Source organism: Faecalicatena contorta, from assembly GCF_003149105.1.
GTDB lineage: Bacteria > Bacillota > Clostridia > Lachnospirales > Lachnospiraceae > Muricomes > Muricomes contortus_C.
The window spans coordinates 17,102-33,784 of sequence record NZ_QGDS01000016.1 but is presented as its reverse complement, the minus strand read 5'-3'; the positions used below and the strand labels follow the sequence as shown (position 1 = coordinate 33,784).

Here is a 16,683-nt window from a genome sequence, read left to right as displayed (position 1 = left end):
GCCTTCTATCTGATATCCGGCATTTTAGTTTTTAATATCTCGCGCCACGCTTTTTCCAGGTTGCTGGCTTTCACCATATACGGTGCTACTCCGATGCAGCGGTGATCACAGCGGCCGATCAGGGCCCTCGCCATCGCCGTTGCCACCGCTACCCCCTGATCGTAAGGGCGCTGAGAACTCAGTCCGACAACCATTTCGCCCCGCGCCATATAAGATGCGATTTCATAGTCTAGATCAGTGGTTGTAATCGCGATATCCTCCCGGCCCAGTTCTTTTAATGCCCTAATCGCTTGTAAAGCCGGTCGCTCCCATGTAATATACAGGCCTTGGATCTCCGGATGATCCTGAATCATCCGCTTGCAAACCTCATAGGTGCGATCGATTGAGTAAAACATCCGGCGCGAGACCAACTTCACATTACTGCCCTCTTCACGAAAAACCTGCTCAGCAAAAAAATCTCTCTGTTTGGTAGCAAAAAACGGTGTACCATGTATCAGCAGCCCAATCTTTACATCGCACTGGCCAGTAAAATGATCGCACAAAATCCGAGCTGCATTCTGACCATTTTCACGCTCATTTACCGAAATCCAACAGCTGTAATTGTCATTGTTTAATCCATAGGGAACATTGTTGACGAATACTAACTTCGTCTTTTTCGCCAGTTCTTTGAATTTCCCAGCCGTCTTGATTTCATCGGTTGGAACCGCAATAACACCGTCAGGATTCTGCATTTCAATCCCTTCCAACTGGGTGTTTTGCAGTTCCGGATCAAAATTGGCATCGGCCACTGACAGTACCCTGACTCCCATCGTACTGAGCGAATCTTTGATTGCCTTTTCATGCAGCCTAGTCCACTCATTCCCGGTATAGTGAAACGATATTGCCACCTTGTAGTTTCCTGCTTTTACCAACTCAATCTCCTGATCGGTCAGCAGGTTCTCTTCCGGATATACAACCTTCTCACCAAATGGTCCCCTGGCGATGCTGGTCGTCGACTTTCTGACCGTCAGCTCCATCGGCACCTTGATCTGACTGCTCTCCTCTGGCCCGCGCTGTTCAATCCTATCGAACAATATTGCAATCGCCCGACGTCCCAGTTCTTCGGTATCTTGTGTCAGGACGGTCAATGATGGATTCATCAGCTCACACCACTCATCATCGCCAAAACCGGCCACGGAAATATCCCTCGGACATTCAAGCCCCATTTCATCCATCGCCTTGAGGCATCTCAACGTCAGAGTGTTGCCGCCGGCCAGGATCGCCGTCGGGACTTTCTTTTTGATAAACCGTTTGATGCATTCTCTGGTCTGCTTTTCCTCTTCTAGCTGGATACAGGCAATCAGCTCTTCATCGTAACCGATTTCGTGTTCCCGGATTACCTGGAGATAACCTTCTTTTCGCTCCGTCACCGTGGTCAGACACTTATCTTCCAGTAGCAATGCAATCCGTTCATGTCCGCTATTGATCAGATGTTCCATCATCTCCCGAACGCCCTGGACATTGTCTGAGACGACTGAGTCCGACTCACTGTCCTCCAGTTTTCGTTCCAGACAGACAAAAGGTTTGGCCGATTGGATTAGCTTTTTATATGCTTTTCTATCCGACTGAACCGGGCAGAGAATAATCCCTGCTATTCGGCGGTTGGCAACCAGCTCAGACAGCACGTGTTTTTCCTGGTTCTTATCGCCATTAGACAGATAGATGCATAAAATATATCCCTTGGTATCTGCCAGTCCTGAAAGCACCGTTACCAATCTAGTATATACAATGCTGAATGTATTCGGTATCACCAAGGCAATCTCCGAGCTTTTTCCCATCCGATACTTTTTACCTGCCGACTCACTGTTATGCTTCGGCTGATAGCCTTTCTCTTCGGCAATCTGCTGAATTTTTTCTGCCAGTTCAGGACTTACGTATCGCGTGTGGTTGAGCACGTGAGATACTGTTGCAATCGACACCCCTGCTTCTTTTGCTATCTCCGTAATTGTTACACCCATATTATCTCCTGTAACGGGCCTTCATCTCTATTTAGATGTTTCCCGCATGTTTTTGATTCACATTTATACCCATTCTATCAAACCGTCCAATATTCTGCAAGAAAAAGACGCGGCTATCAATTACTGCCGCGTCTTTTTCGTATTATTCTGCTTATGAGATACTGATGTAGTATGAACTGTAACACTTTTTATCTGATTTCATCCTTCCTCAGGTCCTGCATACTTCTCAGGCCGATTCCCAGCGTTGATAGATTATGCAGCATGGCTGACGCAGCAGGCATAAGGATTCCGGCTATTCCAAGTATAATGAGACCGGTATTAAAGCCCACAATAAAACGGTAATTTGTATGGACTCTTTTCATCAGACCCTTACTTAAAATTCTTAATGTTACGATTTCATTTAAATTGTCCGCAGCTATTGTAATATCTGCGATTTCTCTTGCTATTTCGGCTCCGTCACTGATAGCTATTCCTGCATCTGCCGCAGACAGTGCCGGAGAATCGTTAATTCCGTCACCTATCATAATAACTTTGCTGCCAGTACGTTTCTCCTGTTCAATGAATCTTGCCTTATCTTCCGGCAGTACTTCAAAGTAATATTCATCTACGCCCACACTCCTTGCAATAGCAGCGGCAGCGTGTTTGCTGTCCCCTGTCATCATGACAACTTTTTTAATTCCAGTCTTCCTGAGAGCCTTTATCACCTCAGGAGCCTCTTCTCTCAGAGGGTCCTCTATACATATAACTGCAGCAAGGCTTTGCTCAATAGCCAGATACAGATGGGAATATTCCGCAGGCAGTTGTTTAAACTTATCCTTATCTTCTTCTCTAACTGTACAATTTTCATCATCAAATACAAAATGATGACTTCCTATTACCACTTTTTTCCCTTCTATGGAAGAGGAAATACCATGTGCAACAACATAATCCACCTTGGCGTGCATCTCTTCATGAACCAGACCTTTTATTTTTGCTGCTTTCACTACCGCTTTTGCCATGGAATGTGGAAAATGCTCCTCCAGGCACGCAGCAATACGCAGCATTTCGTCTGCATCTCCTCCGCCAAAAGTTATAACCTCTTTTACGGTAGGCCTTGCCTCTGTCAGAGTCCCTGTTTTATCAAACACAATGGTTTCTGCCTCTGCCACTGCTTCCAGATACTTCCCGCCTTTCACCGTAATGCCGCACTCTCCAGCCTCCCGGATTGCAGACAGAACCGCAATGGGCATGGCAAGTTTCAGGGCACAGGAAAAATCAACCATTAAAACACTTAACGCTTTCGTGGCATTTCTGGTAAACAGCCACACAAGCCCTGTCCCTCCCAAAGTATAAGGTACCAGCCTGTCGGCCAGATGCTCTGCTTTTCCCTGGGCTGCTGACTTTAGTTTCTCAGACTCTTCAATCATAGATACAATCTTTTCAAAGCGGGTGCTTCCTTTGGTCTGCTTTACCTGTACTACAATTTCGCCTTCCTCCAGAACAGTCCCCGCATAGACATAAGACCCGGCTTCCTTTCTGACCGGAAGACCTTCCCCTGTCATAGATGCCTGATTCACAAGTGCGTCCCCTTCCGTCACAACTCCGTCAAAGGGTATCACATTTCCCATATGTACAATCACCTGGTCTCCGGGAATAATTCCCGATGTGTCTGTCAGAACCTCCTGGTTCCCTGACTTCAGCCAAACCTTTTTTACATTCAGGGACATACTGCGGGCCAAATCACCCACTGACTTTTTATGCGTCCATTCTTCCAGTATTTCCCCAATTTCAAGCAGAAACATAACAGAACCTGCCGTTTTCATGTCTTGGCGCAATACAGAGACACCAATTGCTGCCGCATCAAGCACCGATACGTCCAAACGCCCTTTTGAAAGGCTTTTGAATCCCTTCCACAAATACTTTAAGGAATTCCACCCAATCAAAGCAGCCCGCACCGGATAAGGGAGCAGCAGTTTCCTGCCATAATGCAGTATAACTTTTTGTACCAGATGTTCCTGATATTTTGCGTTCAGCTCTCTGCCTGAGTTCTCAATGAGCCCTTCCGGAACCTCTATATCACTATAACGGTATCTTTTAAGCATGCAGAGAAGTTCCTCTCTGCTTCCCTCATATCGAATGGATGCATCTGCAGTCCGCTCATACACTTTCACCATTTTTACCTGAGGCAATCCTGCCAGATAATAGTGGAGTGTATCTGCTTCCCGAAATGTCATCCTGCTTTGCATGACATGAATGCGCAGCCTTCCCTTTATCTCATGTTTTATTATAAATTTCAAGAAGTTCCCTCCCAAATACTTCCTTTACCTGCCAAAGCTGCTACTCTGAATACTCTTCAGAAGCTTCTGCCGCTGCAGGTATATCCTCTGTCTGAACTACTTCCTGTCTGGCACGCTCTTCGTTAATCTGCTTTGCCTCCTCCAGAATATCCTCCGCATTCTCCTGTACCGTTGTTGCGGTCTTCATTACACATTCTTTTGCCCGCAGTACTGCGGCCGTACAGTTTGTGTAAACCTTCTTTGCATCTTTACTTGAAAGAATTTTCACCCCCGCAGTGCCAAATAAAATACCTCCTGCAAAAATACCGATTCTTTTCATTTTAAAAATATCCATTCCTGTTCTCCTCCTTATCGTACTTTCTCATCATTTTTCGGGTCATTGTTCAGACATTCTTCTTATTTGTGTTTGTGTCCGGTATAAATGGCCATCACAAAGCAAAAAACTGCTGCCCACGCCCAGAACTTATGCTGCTTCATCTTCATCACTCCTGTCTGATAAGCCTGATTCTGCTTTATTTGTATATCATAGCAAGGAAATTTCAGGCTAGTCAAAACTAACCTTCATTATGGAGAAATTTTATCATTAACCCCTTCTGAATTCATCTCTTTATTTTCTGCCTTTGCAGTTTTTATTTTAAAGACAAAATAATAGATATGAAACATGGCCACAAGTAAAATAACGACCTTAGCATGCCACACAGGCACCGCCCAGAAACTAATAATAAAAATTACACAGAGTATAATCAGTGTTTTCCTTTTTACAGTCTTCTCCATCTCTTTCCGGCTCAACGCAGGCTCCACATATTTTTGATATAAGGATGTACTTAAAAACCAACTATGAAACTTTTTAGAGCCTTTCGCAAAACAAATTGCCGCCAGTATTAAAAATGGAGTAGATGGGAGCAGCGGCAGAGCAACTCCCACCATACCCAGTCCGATAAATAGAAATCCAAGCCCAATAAATATTCCGTTAACAAATTTCTTCATATTCACCTCATTCTTTTATTTTCTAAAGAAAAGCGCTTAACAAGAATTATTCTCATTAAGCGCTTTTCCTGCCTCAGGCATTAAAGAGTAAGCACAAGCTTTCTGTTGATTGCCCCGACTTCTTCCAGAGCATTCACCATTCTGTATACCGTTGCCACACCGATCTTATCATCTATCTCAACTGCTTTATAATAGATTTCCTTGCAGCTTTGACATTCATTTTGCAAAATAATATCAATTAATACAAGGCGCTGCTTCGTAATTCTGCACCCGTTCTCTTTTAACTTTTCGACGATTACTTCTCTAGTGCCCACAGTGACCTCCGCAATTTTTACAGTCGCTACCGCAATGAACCGACTTTCCATTCTTTTTATCACGAATCATACCCCGGATTATCATTGCTACTGCACCCGCTAAGATTGCCCCTACCAGAATTGTTCCCATAAAAGCTGCCTCCTTTCATAAGCGAAATCCTTTCCATACCAGACAGGCCCTCTTTATTGCTTTTTACTTCGTTCCTGCCACATGTTTCATATTTACCTTTAAAGTATTGCTTTCTTTATATGGTCTGACTAACAGGTAAATAAATCCGATTACAATTAAAATTGCTGCAATTAATCCTACTCCAAATTCACCTGTTGTTATGAATGTACCTATCTGATATACACACAGTGATACTACATATGCCAGCAATGTCTGATATCCAATTGCAAACCAGAACCATTTCGTATTATTCATCTCTCTTTTAATCGCTCCCATTGCTGCAAAGCAAGGTGCACATAAAAGATTAAAGACAAGGAAGGAATATGCCGCTACTGCTGTCATACTGCCCGCAAGAGCTCCCCAGATTTCGTTTCCTTCTTCTGCTACTTCTGCAAAACCATAAAGGATTCCAAAGGTACCTACTACATTTTCTTTTGCTACCAGACCAGTAAGCGCTGCCACTGACGATCTCCAGTTTCCCCAGCCAAGAGGTATAAAGATCCAGCTAATAGCATTTCCCATGGCTGCAAGTATACTGTGATCTAATTCCATAGTATCCAACATTCTGAACTGTCCGTTTATCCATCCAAAATAAGATGTAAACCATACAAAGATTGTAGAAAGAAGAATAATTGTACCAGCCTTTTTAATAAAGGACCAGCCTCTCTCCCACATACTGCGAAGCACGTTCATTACGGTCGGAAGATGGTATGACGGAAGTTCCATAACAAAAGGAGCCGGATCGCCTGCAAACATTTTCGTTTTCTTTAAAATAATACCTGAGCAGATAATCGCCCCGATTCCTACAAAATAAGCACTTGGTGCAACCCACCATGCTCCCTGGAACAAAGCTCCTGCAATCAACGCAATAATCGGAAGTTTTGCACCGCATGGAACAAAGGTTGTAGTCATAATTGTCATCTTTCTGTCGCGGTCATTTTCAATGGTACGCGATGCCATGACTCCCGGAACACCACAGCCGCTTCCTATCAGCATCGGAATAAAGGATTTTCCTGAAAGACCAAATTTTCGGAAAATTCTATCCATGATAAATGCAACCCTGGACATGTATCCGCATGCTTCCAGAAATGCAAGGAAGATAAACAGTACCAGCATCTGCGGTACGAATCCTAAAACAGCTCCCACACCGGCAACAATACCATCCAGAATCAATCCCTGGAGCCATGCAGCGGTGCCTATTGCACTTAATCCAGCTTCCACAAGCACAGGAATTCCAGGTACTTCCAACCCAAACAGGCTCCATCCTTCACCGAATAAGCCGTCGTTTGCCCAGTCAGTTGCCCATGTTCCCACTGTTGTAACTGCAACGTAGTAAACAATAAACATTACAACTGCGAAAATCGGAAGTGCCAGAAAACGATTTGTAACGATACGGTCAATTTTATCAGAAACTGTCATTTTCCCTTTACTAAGCTTAGTAGAACACTCATCTATAATAGAAGAAATGTAAACATATCTTTCATTGGTGATAATACTTTCCGTATCATCATCCATTTCCTTCTCTATTGCATTAATCTCTTCCGTTACATCCGGCACAAATTCCATCTGTGCAGAAATTTTATCATCTCTTTCCAGCAGCTTAATTGCGAAAAACCGTTTCTGTTCCTCCGGCACACTATTTCCAATTTTTGCTTCCACAGCATCCAGTATACTCTCTACTTCAGATGCAAACGTGTGCACAGGCATTGATGCTTTTTTAGCATTTGCGGCAGCTACTGCTCTTTCGGCAGCTTTTTGGATACCGTTTCCTTTTAAAGCCGAGATTTCTACAACTTCACAGCCCAATTTCTTAGAAAGCTTATCAATATGTATTTTATCACCGTTTTTCTCTACCACATCCATCATATTTACTGCCATGACAACCGGAATTCCCAGCTCCATTAACTGTGTCGACAGATAAAGGTTTCTCTCAAGATTCGTACCGTCTACAATGTTCAGTATCGCATCCGGCTTTTCATGAATCAGATAATTTCTTGCCACCACTTCCTCTAAAGTATAAGGGGAAAGTGAATAAATCCCGGGCAAGTCTGTAATAATAACACTTTTATTTCCTTTGAGCTTTCCTTCCTTTTTTTCTACTGTAACCCCCGGCCAGTTTCCAACAAACTGATTGGAACCAGTCAGCGCATTGAACAATGTAGTTTTTCCACTGTTTGGATTTCCTGCCAACGCAATTTTAATAGCCATTTACTCTTTCCTCCTGATAAGTTTAACTCAATAGTATGCTGCAATGATATTTCGCAGTTTATGCTTCTGCATTTGATTAGTTCAGGCTAACCCCTTTGCAAAAATTAAATGCAGAAATGTCTATTCAACTAAAATCATTTCTGCATCTGCTTTTCGTACAGATAACTCATATCCTCTTACTGTGATTTCCACAGGATCTCCTAAAGGTGCTACTTTTCTCACAAAAATATCTACACCTTTTGTAATTCCCATGTCCATAATACGTCTCTTTACCGGCCCCTCGCCAGTTAACTTCGTTACTTTCACGGACTCTCCGCATGGAACTTCTTTTAATGTTTTCACCGTTTCTCCCTCCTTTAGACAACCATGATTTTATTTGCCATATCTTTACCGATGGCAACTCTGGATTCTTTTACGTTAACAATCACATTGCCTGCAATCACAGATACAACTGTGACAATTCCTCCTTCAACAAAACCAAGGTTTTCCAAGAATCTTCTGGTCTCTTCTTTTCCTCCGACTTTACGGATTGTGTTTGGTTCGCCTTCTTTTACCATTGTTAATGGCATCATGACTCATCTTCTTTCTTTTGAATAATTGATAATTCTTTTCATTTATATGGTTAGTATATTCTAACACGCTTTGATTGTCAAGTACTTTATTGAGAAAACTTATCAATAAAGTACTTGACATAATATATTTGCTCTATTGCCTGAAATATGATACCATAACTTTATTAGCACTTAAATGTGATAGAAATCGAGGTGAATAACCATGAAGACAAATGAATCTGCTGAAAACTATCTGGAAACCATTTTGATTCTAAGTAAAGCGCATCCTACTGTGCGTTCCATAGATGTTGCTGAAGAACTGGGTTTCAAAAAGTCCAGCGTCAGCGTAGCAATGAAAAATCTCCGGGAAAAGAATCATATTACTGTATCAAAAGAAGGATTTATCACTCTCACAGATGCAGGAAGAGCAATTGCAGAGATGATTTATGAGCGGCATGAACTGATAACCAAATGGCTGGTACAGCTTGGAGTAGATAAAGAAATTGCCGCCGATGATGCCTGCAAACTGGAGCATGTCATCAGCAAGGAAAGCTTTGAAGCAATTAAAAAGCATATTAGATAAGAGGGATTTTATCAGGCGCTCTTTGCCTGGCTGCCGGGAAGATTATGAAAGGATGTTAAGGAATATTCATAGACAATTTACAATTCATTCAAAAATGTATCACAGTTTTTACACAAGTAAATCTTATAATATAGTTGTTCGAAAGAAAAGAACACTTTTTCATAAACTTTCCCCCCTTTTGAGTCACACGTGTTGTGACTCTTTCCTTTTGTCTTTTTTTCATCTGTGCTATAATATTAGCGGATCAGACAACCCTGACCGCAATACTAAAGCAGAGAGGACTGTATAATTATTATGATAGATAAAAAGTTAATTCCCATAGGCGGACTGAAAAAGGAACCTTTTTCCGGATGCCACAGAGGTATGCGTTATTATTTTAAAGTGGATGACAGTAAAGAGACCTTCACTTTGACGGTATACCCGGAGCCCTGGTCCTTTGAAAGGACACCGGACAGTGAGAAGGATTCTTCCGTCTTCCCAATGTCAGAGGAGGGAATGGATTCTGCAGTAGAATGGCTGCACGAAATGTATGAGAAGCAAAAAGAGAGATGGCATGATTCTGCAAAGAACAGCATGCATATTGTTCATAAGAAGCACTGAACATACTTCTTCATTTTCCTTTAAGAATTTTCATAAAGATTTCCAAATATTGTCACAGTGTATTCACAATTACCTGGTATTCTATATTTATGAAAAACAGAAGACAATGGCTGCACTTGCAGCATTGCATCCGTGGCCATTGGACTTCGACTAAAGAAGATAATTTCACAATTTATAAATAGATTTTCCCTTTTCTTTGGGCTGTTGCATGGACGATGCAGCAGCCCCTTCCTTTTCCCTTATCGGATATACCCATTTCGATAAGCCACCTCTTTGTTTACCGTATATAATTCAGCAAATGTGGACTGAATATAAGGCTCTACATAGAAAATAGCCAATATTCCGAACGTCAGTCCCTCCAATATTCTCCACCCGATGAAAGATAAATCCAGCACAAATGTATCCCACTTCTGGCCCATCATCATCCTTTTACTTATAAGAAACGCCTCTTCACTTCTCATTCCCGGATTTTCTGCAAGAATATAAGGCACCATCAGATACTCGTAATGCTTGATGATTCCCGGCACAACAAACAGCAATGTCCACAGAAATGTAAACAAATTCCTCAGAAACATAATCAAAACAATGTTCCCGTAGTTTCCTGATTTAAAACCATATCCAAGGGTACCTGCCGTAGGTGTCTCTGTCTGGTTCAGTACGAAGAAACGGTATCCTCCGACCAGCAGTACATTTCCCACAAAGATTCCAAGCAGCATCGTGCCCAGGCTCAAAATTACACTGACTAATGCAATAACCATTAAAAGCAGGGAATATTCAAAAAAATAATCCCCATTCCCATAAAAGCGACTGTGTTCCCGTGCGCCATTAGAGTTGGATGCAGTTACTCCATATAGCACAATAGCCATCACCAGAGCAACTACAACCGCAGACCAATAATTCCTCTGAAAGGCCTGTCTTCCTCTCATTTTCAACTCTATTCTCGTCCACATGCTTTATACCTCCTATATCAGTCATCTTCAAGAATACGATTTATTATACCGCAATTAGGTTTGAAAATCTACTGAATCATATTTCCTATTACACAAAAAAGGAAATGGCACTTTTACCGCTCATTTCCTCTGTCATCAATATGAAACTCTTTATTGTCAATTTATTATATTACTTCTGTTCCTGTTCACCAGCCGCATATTCAGGAAAACATTGCTCAAACGCGGCCTGTGTCAGTTCATTTACCTTTTGCTCCATCTTACGGAATCTGATAATCAGAGAACTTCCCTCGTCTGTTATCTCGCATTTACCGCCCATGCTGCCTCCATGCCTGCGCAGCAGCAAATCATAACCCAGCTCCTTCTCTGCCCGGTTCACAATCTTCCAGCCCTTGCTGTAAGACATACCCATTTTTGTACAGGCTTCCTTCATAGAGCCGGTTTCCCGCAGAAATTCTAACAGAGTTATCATTCCTGGCCCATATGCCAGTTCTTCGTTATATACTTTTAGCTTCACAACCGGATGGAACATAAATACACCTTCCTTGCCTGGATTTTCCTTCCTGCCTCCTGCTGCTTCCTCTGTTATCTATTTATTCCTTCAGCAGCAAAATCTTTTCCTGATTCACCCATACCTTCTGAGGTATCTGCCATTTTCCTCTTTCCTGCTTCATCCAGATATGCTTTTTGGGGTCTTCTTTGTTCTGGAACAGCAAGGTCCATTCAAAGGGTGTCCTTGTTACATCACAGGGACATACCTGAATGACATTTTCCTGGCGTTCATCGTTCACATCTATAGGAATAAAGTCATGGGCTCGTACTCCTATATAGGATAACTGTTCCGGCATCTCTCTGTCAATACAAAATTCTACACCCCAGTCCAAGGCCTGTACTGTACGTACTCCTGTGCGCTTTGCCCTGGAAATATTTTTACAGCCTGTCAGTCTGGCCGCCTGCATATAGCCGGGATCATTGAACAGCTTTTCCGTTTCTTCACAAATGATATTCCTGCCTTCTCCCATAATCATTGTATGGGTACATAATTTGTAAATTTCATCCCTGTCGTGGCTGACAATAATTGTACATCCTGAAAACGATTTTAGACGTTTATACAGTTCTATCTGCAGTTCTTCCCTTAGATAACTGTCCATTGCCGAAAACGGTTCATCCAAAAGAAGGATATCGGGCCTGGATGCCAGGATACGTGCCAGTGCAGTTCTCTGCTGCTGTCCTCCGGAGAGCTTCACCGGATATTGGTTCTCAAGGCCCTCCAGTTGAAATTGCACCAGCAGGTTCTTCACCTGCTCCCGGATATTCTGTTTCCCTGCCCGAAAGGTAGTCCCTTCCTTCCGGGGCCGGATTCCCGCAGCAATATTTTCCGCCACCGTCATATTGGGAAACAGCGCATAATTTTGAAACAAGTATCCTACGTTTCTCTTCTGAGGCGCTAAGCTGAGCTTTTTAGCACTGTCATAAAATACTGCCTTTTCCGTACTAATCTTTCCCTCATCCGGCATTACAATTCCTGCAATTGCCTTCAAAGTCATGCTTTTACCGCATCCGGATGCGCCTAGTATTCCAAGGCACCCTTCCTCCATGGCAAACTGCATCTGTAAGTCAAAGTTTTTCAGTTTTTTCTGGAAATCCGCCTGTAATTTCTTCACTTAACTACCTCTGCTTCCGCTTCCTTTTGATACGGGGAACCTCTTCTGTAAGATTATATTTTTGAAATACATAAGTGACATAATTCATGCCTGTCACTACAAAAAAAGATATCACAACTAAAATCAGCACATATTGATATGCTCCCTGCATATCTCCTGCCGCCACATTAGAATAAACGGCAAGAGGAAGAGTGCGTGTCTTTCCCGCTATATTTCCTGCAATCATTGCCGTAGCACCAAATTCTCCCAGCCCTCTGGCAAAAGCCAGGATTCCGCCGGATAGAATACCGGACATGGCATTGGGAAACAAAATTCTCCAGAAGATGCTCCATTCAGACATCCCCAAAGTCCTTCCGGCATAAAGCAAATTGGAATCCACCAGCTCAAAAGCTCCTCTTGCGGAACGGTACATCAGTGGAAAAGAAATTACCACTGCCGCTAATACTGTAGCTCCCCAGGAAAAAGCAATCTTCACTCCTAAAAACTCCAGCAGCAGTTTACCTGCCGGTCTCTTCACGCCAAAGATGTACAGCAGAAAAAATCCGGCTACTGTGGGAGGCAGTACAAGAGGAAGAGTAAGGATTCCGTCAAAAATCATTTTCAACTTTTCATGTTTCATGTTCACAACCCAGTAAGCCACAGCTATACCCACAAAAAATGTAATAATAATAGCCGCTGCTGCAGTCTTCATTGATATGAGTACTGGTGATAAATCCATTCTCTTCCCTCCACTTTGTATCTATTTATGTATCTATACTGAATAATTACCTATTTATTCTGAATAAACCCGTATTTTTCAAATACGGCAATTGCCTCATCACTCTGCAGGAAATCCACAAATTTCTGCGCTGCTTCTTTATTTGCCGAAGCTGATACAATACCCACAGGGTAAATTGCATTTTCTGCCAGGCTTCCTTCCGGCGCCTCTGCAATTACCTTTACTTTATCTGTAGTTGCTGCATCTGTAGCATAAACAATTCCTGCCTCTGCACTGCCCTCAGCTACCCAGTTCAACACTTCTGTTACATTTGTTCCCAGACTTGCTTTTGCAGAAATTTCATCCCAAAGTCCCAGACTGGTTAGTGCCTCCTGTGAATACTGACCTACCGGTACACTCTCAGGGTCACCAATTGCAACAGTCTGTGCCTTTGAAATATCGGTAAATTCTTTCAGGTCCAATGTGGAATCTGCAGAAGTAATCAATACAATTTTATTTTCCAGAAGCTCTACCACAGAATCCTTGTCCACCAGAGCCTCATCAACTAACGCGTTCATTTGCTTATTGGCTGCCGACATAAAGATATCTGCTTCGATACCTTCCTCAATCTGAGTCTGTAATTTTCCTGAACTGTCATAAGTACCTTCTACGGTAATATTCGGGTTTGCTTCCTCAAACATGGGAATCAGTTCATCCTCATAAGAATACTCCAAACTAGCCGCCGCTGCAACCAGCAAAGTTACAGGCTCTTCAGTTTTTGTATCCTCTTCCTTTGACACTTCGGTCTGTGCGCTCTTTGTATCATCTGCTTTGCTTTCTTCTTTCTCTGCTCCGCAGCCTAAAACAAGGGCTCCTGTTAAAATTGCCGTTAAAATTACACTACTTACCTTTTGAAACTTTCTCATCGTTATTCTCCTTTTTTATTAATTTGTAAAATGCAAATACATACTTCTTGAACACTAGTAATTCAATATGTATGCCTTTTTCATTATACACCAAGTTGTATCCAAAAACAATTCGATAACCAAAAATACAACGGCACTGCAGGGCATACTTCCGCCCTGCATTGTAAGTACCGTTTTTTTTGTGGAAATCATCTTATACACCGCTTCTACTTTTTCTTACTGTAAGGAGTTCCTTTCAGCGGAAGCTTTGTCTCAAACTCACCGTTCAGCTTATAATATGCTCCTGCAATCGCGGGTGCTGTAGGAATGGAAGTAATTTCTCCGATTCCAATTGCTCCGTAACCCACGTCTATACCTGGTTTTTCTATGATGATAGATTCCAGCTCCGGAACTTTATCTGCCTTAAAGAGACCCAAAGTACCAAATCTGGATACCGGATATCCATCTTTGATCTCGTACTGCTCTGTCAGTGCGTATCCCATACTCATGACAACTCCGCCTTCAATCTGCCCTTCTACGCTGATTGGATTGACCGCTTTTCCTACATCATGAGCTGCAACTATTTTCTTTATGGTTCCGTCTTCATTCAGAACGCAGACCTGGGTCGCATACCCATATGCCACATGAGATACAGGATTTAATACATCACTTCCCATTTTATCTGTTTTTCCAAGATATTCGCCAAGATATTCTTTTCCTTCCAGCTCTTCCAGAGTATGACCGCTCAATTCTTCCTTAAGCATTTCTGATGCCCGTTTTGCAGCCTCTCCGGTAATCAGAGTCTGGCGTGAACCTGAAGTCGTTCCTGCATCAGGCGCTTTGGATGTGTTTGGAGCGCAGTATTTGAGTTTGTCAATGGGGAGATTGGCTGTCTCAGATACCACCTGCACCAAAACCGTTCCCAGGCCCTGACCAATACAGGAAGCCCCGGCATGAATCTCAACTTTTCCATCGCTTACCAGCAAACGGCAGCGTCCCCAGTCGGGAAGCCCTACACCTACACCGGCATTTTTCATAGCACATCCAATTCCTGCATATGGCTCATTCTCATAAATTTCTTTCACAGCCTCCAATGTTTCCACAATTCCTGTGGAGGCGTCAGTGATCTGTCCGTTGGGAAGTACCTGCCCGGGACGTACTGCGTTGCGGTAGCGTATTTCCCATGGAGAAATCCCAACCATCTCCGCCAGAAGGTCCAGATTTCGCTCTGAAGCAAAACAGGTCTGAGTCACTCCAAATCCCCGGAAAGGCCCTGCCGGAGGATTGTTTGTGTAAACTGCTTTTCCGTCAATATCAATTACCTGGAAATTGTAGGGTCCTGCGGCGTGAGTACAGGCTCTTTGCAGCACAGGGCCGCCCAGAGATGCATAGGCTCCTGTATCTGATACAACCTCTGCTTTCATTGCTGTCAAATTGCCGTTTTCATCACAGGCTGATGTAATATCTATCCACATAGGATGACGTTTTGGATGAATTACAATGCTTTCCTGCCTGGAGAGTTTTACCTTTACAATCTTTTTTGTCAGATAGGCGACAAGAGCGGCATGATGCTGTACGCTCATATCTTCTTTTCCGCCAAAACCTCCGCCTACCAGTTTGTTTTCCACAACCACCTTCTCCGGAGGCAAGCCAAGCATAAGAGAGCATTCATGCTGTGTATCATAAGTACCCTGGTCTGAGGAGTATATAAGAACACCTTCATCAAAAGGCATGGCTACAGCACATTCCGGCTCCAAAAATGCATGCTCTGTCCACGGGGTTTCGTAATGCCTTGTCACTTTATATTTGGACTTGGCGATTACATCATCTGCATCTCCCCGTACCAAATGCTCATGAGCCAGAATATTTCCGGTAGAGTGTATAAGCGGAGCACCTTCTTTCATAGCTTCAAAAGGATCCAGTACTGGCTCCAGCACCTCATAATCTACTTTTATAAGATTCCTCGCCTGCTCCAGAATTTCCGGTGTCTCAGCCGCAACAAGGCAAATTGCATCTCCCAGATAACGGGTGGTTTTCCCTACTGCAATCATGGTATCCCAATCTTGTTTCAAATGTCCGACTTTTACACTGCCGGGAATATCTTCCGCTGTGAATACGCCAACCACACCTTCCAAAGCTTTTGCTTCTTCCATATGGATGGCCAGCACTTTTGCTCTTGGATATTCTGAACGCACTGCACTTGCATATATCATGCCGTCCAGATACATATCATCCGTATATTCGCCCGTACCAAGCACCTTTTCCTTTGCATCAATTCTCTGAATGGCATCTCCCACCAGAATAATACCTTCATCATCCGCAACAGGGAGATTTTCCCGAAGAATCTTAGCACTCAGCAGAATACCATCAATAATCTTCTTATATCCTGTACAGCGGCAGATGTTATTGCGGATTGCCGCAATCACTTCCAGACGGGTGGGGTCCGGCTTTGCATCAATCAGCCCTTTTGCACTCATTACCATACCTGGAATACAGAACCCGCATTGTACGGCGCCTGCCTTCCCGAAGGCATATACATAAACTTCCTTCTCTCTGTCACTCAAGCCTTCCACCGTTACAATGGATTTTCCCTCCACTTTGGAAATCATGGGAATACAGGCGCGCATTGCTTTTCCATCCACAAGAACTGTACAAGTGCCGCATGCCCCCTGACTGCAGCCGTCTTTCACTGACGTAAGACGGAGATCATCCCTCAAAAAACGCATCAGCTTTTTATCCTGTTCAACTTGATAATCCTTACCATTTACATGAACCGTATACATAT

At 43.1% G+C, this 16,683-nt stretch carries 18 protein-coding genes and 1 pseudogene; 2 read left to right on the top strand and 17 right to left on the bottom strand.

Translation table 11 applies throughout. The features are described from left to right. Positions 1 to 5: 5 nt before the first annotated feature. The 10 genes and pseudogenes from A8805_RS18435 to A8805_RS18395 form a co-directional block, all read right to left on the bottom strand. Positions 6 to 1,997, bottom strand: coding sequence for a LacI family DNA-binding transcriptional regulator (locus tag A8805_RS18435; RefSeq protein ID WP_109713903.1), 1,992 nt, complete (start codon positions 1,995 to 1,997; stop codon positions 6 to 8). A 188-nt stretch (positions 1,998 to 2,185) separates the two neighbouring features. Further along, positions 2,186 to 4,273 carry a heavy metal translocating P-type ATPase gene (locus tag A8805_RS18430; protein WP_109713901.1) on the bottom strand — a complete coding sequence of 696 codons (2,088 nt, stop codon included), beginning with the start codon at positions 4,271 to 4,273 and terminating at the stop codon, positions 2,186 to 2,188. A 40-nt stretch (positions 4,274 to 4,313) separates the two neighbouring features. After that, positions 4,314 to 4,607 carry a DUF6110 family protein gene (locus tag A8805_RS18425; protein WP_109713899.1) on the bottom strand — a complete coding sequence of 98 codons (294 nt, stop codon included), beginning with the start codon at positions 4,605 to 4,607 and terminating at the stop codon, positions 4,314 to 4,316. Positions 4,608 to 4,669: 62 nt separating this feature from the next. After that, positions 4,670 to 4,756, bottom strand: coding sequence for a DUF6219 family protein (locus A8805_RS23170; protein WP_420319481.1), 87 nt, complete (start codon positions 4,754 to 4,756; stop codon positions 4,670 to 4,672). 81 nt (positions 4,757 to 4,837) lie between these two features. Then, the gene (locus A8805_RS18420; protein ID WP_109713897.1) at positions 4,838 to 5,260 is read right to left on the bottom strand and encodes a YbaN family protein; all 423 of its coding nucleotides are present in this window, start codon (positions 5,258 to 5,260) and stop codon (positions 4,838 to 4,840) included. Between the two features lie 98 nt (positions 5,261 to 5,358). After that, positions 5,359 to 5,625, bottom strand: a pseudogene (locus A8805_RS18415) (transcriptional repressor); the annotation flags it as partial. Then, entirely contained in the window at positions 5,564 to 5,704 is a 141-nt protein-coding gene (locus A8805_RS18410) for a FeoB-associated Cys-rich membrane protein (RefSeq protein WP_109713893.1), read from the bottom strand. The gene A8805_RS18410 and the pseudogene A8805_RS18415, both read right to left, overlap by 62 nt. Before the next feature lie 63 nt (positions 5,705 to 5,767). Further along, complete coding sequence (gene feoB / locus A8805_RS18405; protein ID WP_109713891.1) at positions 5,768 to 7,951, bottom strand: ferrous iron transport protein B; 2,184 nt, start codon at positions 7,949 to 7,951, stop codon at positions 5,768 to 5,770. A gap of 120 nt (positions 7,952 to 8,071) precedes the next feature. Continuing rightward, the gene (locus tag A8805_RS18400; RefSeq protein ID WP_109713889.1) at positions 8,072 to 8,293 is read right to left on the bottom strand and encodes a FeoA family protein; all 222 of its coding nucleotides are present in this window, start codon (positions 8,291 to 8,293) and stop codon (positions 8,072 to 8,074) included. A 14-nt stretch (positions 8,294 to 8,307) separates the two neighbouring features. After that, complete coding sequence (locus tag A8805_RS18395) at positions 8,308 to 8,523, bottom strand: FeoA family protein (protein WP_109713887.1); 216 nt, start codon at positions 8,521 to 8,523, stop codon at positions 8,308 to 8,310. Positions 8,524 to 8,725: 202 nt separating this feature from the next. Between A8805_RS18395 and A8805_RS18390 the strand changes: the two genes are divergently transcribed. Both A8805_RS18390 and A8805_RS18385 read left to right on the top strand, forming a co-directional pair. After that, positions 8,726 to 9,085 carry a metal-dependent transcriptional regulator gene (locus A8805_RS18390; protein ID WP_109713886.1) on the top strand — a complete coding sequence of 120 codons (360 nt, stop codon included), beginning with the start codon at positions 8,726 to 8,728 and terminating at the stop codon, positions 9,083 to 9,085. A 294-nt stretch (positions 9,086 to 9,379) separates the two neighbouring features. Next, positions 9,380 to 9,685, top strand: coding sequence for a hypothetical protein (locus A8805_RS18385; protein WP_109713884.1), 306 nt, complete (start codon positions 9,380 to 9,382; stop codon positions 9,683 to 9,685). Positions 9,686 to 9,924: 239 nt separating this feature from the next. Here the strand turns inward: A8805_RS18385 and A8805_RS18380 are convergent, their stop codons facing one another. The 7 genes from A8805_RS18380 to xdh form a co-directional block, all read right to left on the bottom strand. Further along, entirely contained in the window at positions 9,925 to 10,635 is a 711-nt protein-coding gene (locus A8805_RS18380; protein ID WP_109713882.1) for a DUF975 family protein, read from the bottom strand. Positions 10,636 to 10,804: 169 nt separating this feature from the next. Then, entirely contained in the window at positions 10,805 to 11,149 is a 345-nt protein-coding gene (locus tag A8805_RS18375; protein WP_242992476.1) for a winged helix-turn-helix domain-containing protein, read from the bottom strand. A 76-nt stretch (positions 11,150 to 11,225) separates the two neighbouring features. Then, positions 11,226 to 12,296, bottom strand: coding sequence for a sulfate/molybdate ABC transporter ATP-binding protein (locus A8805_RS18370; protein WP_109713878.1), 1,071 nt, complete (start codon positions 12,294 to 12,296; stop codon positions 11,226 to 11,228). Positions 12,297 to 12,300: 4 nt separating this feature from the next. Continuing rightward, on the bottom strand, positions 12,301 to 13,014 hold the full coding sequence (modB, locus tag A8805_RS18365) for a molybdate ABC transporter permease subunit (protein WP_109713876.1): 714 nt from the start codon (positions 13,012 to 13,014) through the stop codon (positions 12,301 to 12,303). A 50-nt stretch (positions 13,015 to 13,064) separates the two neighbouring features. Then, positions 13,065 to 13,919: a molybdate ABC transporter substrate-binding protein gene (gene modA / locus A8805_RS18360; RefSeq protein WP_109713874.1), complete on the bottom strand. Its 855-nt coding sequence runs from the start codon at positions 13,917 to 13,919 to the stop codon at positions 13,065 to 13,067. A gap of 54 nt (positions 13,920 to 13,973) precedes the next feature. Further along, on the bottom strand, positions 13,974 to 14,120 hold the full coding sequence (locus tag A8805_RS22395) for a hypothetical protein (protein ID WP_207657729.1): 147 nt from the start codon (positions 14,118 to 14,120) through the stop codon (positions 13,974 to 13,976). A gap of 5 nt (positions 14,121 to 14,125) precedes the next feature. Continuing rightward, entirely contained in the window at positions 14,126 to 16,681 is a 2,556-nt protein-coding gene (xdh, locus tag A8805_RS18355) for a selenium-dependent xanthine dehydrogenase (protein ID WP_109713872.1), read from the bottom strand. Positions 16,682 to 16,683: the final 2 nt, after the last annotated feature.

What these genes read in the sequence shown, in the direction of transcription:
- modB (WP_109713876.1), bottom strand. Translation starts at nt 13,014, where the DNA reads ATGGATTTATCACCAGTACTCATATCAATGAAGACTGCAGCAGCGGCT.
- A8805_RS18395 (WP_109713887.1), bottom strand. Translation starts at nt 8,523, where the DNA reads ATGATGCCATTAACAATGGTAAAAGAAGGCGAACCAAACACAATCCGT.
- A8805_RS18410 (WP_109713893.1), bottom strand. Translation starts at nt 5,704, where the DNA reads ATGGGAACAATTCTGGTAGGGGCAATCTTAGCGGGTGCAGTAGCAATG.
- A8805_RS18420 (WP_109713897.1), bottom strand. Translation starts at nt 5,260, where the DNA reads ATGAAGAAATTTGTTAACGGAATATTTATTGGGCTTGGATTTCTATTT.
- A8805_RS18425 (WP_109713899.1), bottom strand. Translation starts at nt 4,607, where the DNA reads ATGGATATTTTTAAAATGAAAAGAATCGGTATTTTTGCAGGAGGTATT.
- A8805_RS18435 (WP_109713903.1), bottom strand. Translation starts at nt 1,997, where the DNA reads ATGGGTGTAACAATTACGGAGATAGCAAAAGAAGCAGGGGTGTCGATT.
- A8805_RS23170 (WP_420319481.1), bottom strand. Translation starts at nt 4,756, where the DNA reads ATGAAGATGAAGCAGCATAAGTTCTGGGCGTGGGCAGCAGTTTTTTGC.
- xdh (WP_109713872.1), bottom strand. Translation starts at nt 16,681, where the DNA reads ATGTATACGGTTCATGTAAATGGTAAGGATTATCAAGTTGAACAGGAT.
- A8805_RS18390 (WP_109713886.1), top strand. Translation starts at nt 8,726, where the DNA reads ATGAAGACAAATGAATCTGCTGAAAACTATCTGGAAACCATTTTGATT.
- A8805_RS18385 (WP_109713884.1), top strand. Translation starts at nt 9,380, where the DNA reads ATGATAGATAAAAAGTTAATTCCCATAGGCGGACTGAAAAAGGAACCT.
- feoB (WP_109713891.1), bottom strand. Translation starts at nt 7,951, where the DNA reads ATGGCTATTAAAATTGCGTTGGCAGGAAATCCAAACAGTGGAAAAACT.
- A8805_RS18380 (WP_109713882.1), bottom strand. Translation starts at nt 10,635, where the DNA reads ATGTGGACGAGAATAGAGTTGAAAATGAGAGGAAGACAGGCCTTTCAG.
- modA (WP_109713874.1), bottom strand. Translation starts at nt 13,919, where the DNA reads ATGAGAAAGTTTCAAAAGGTAAGTAGTGTAATTTTAACGGCAATTTTA.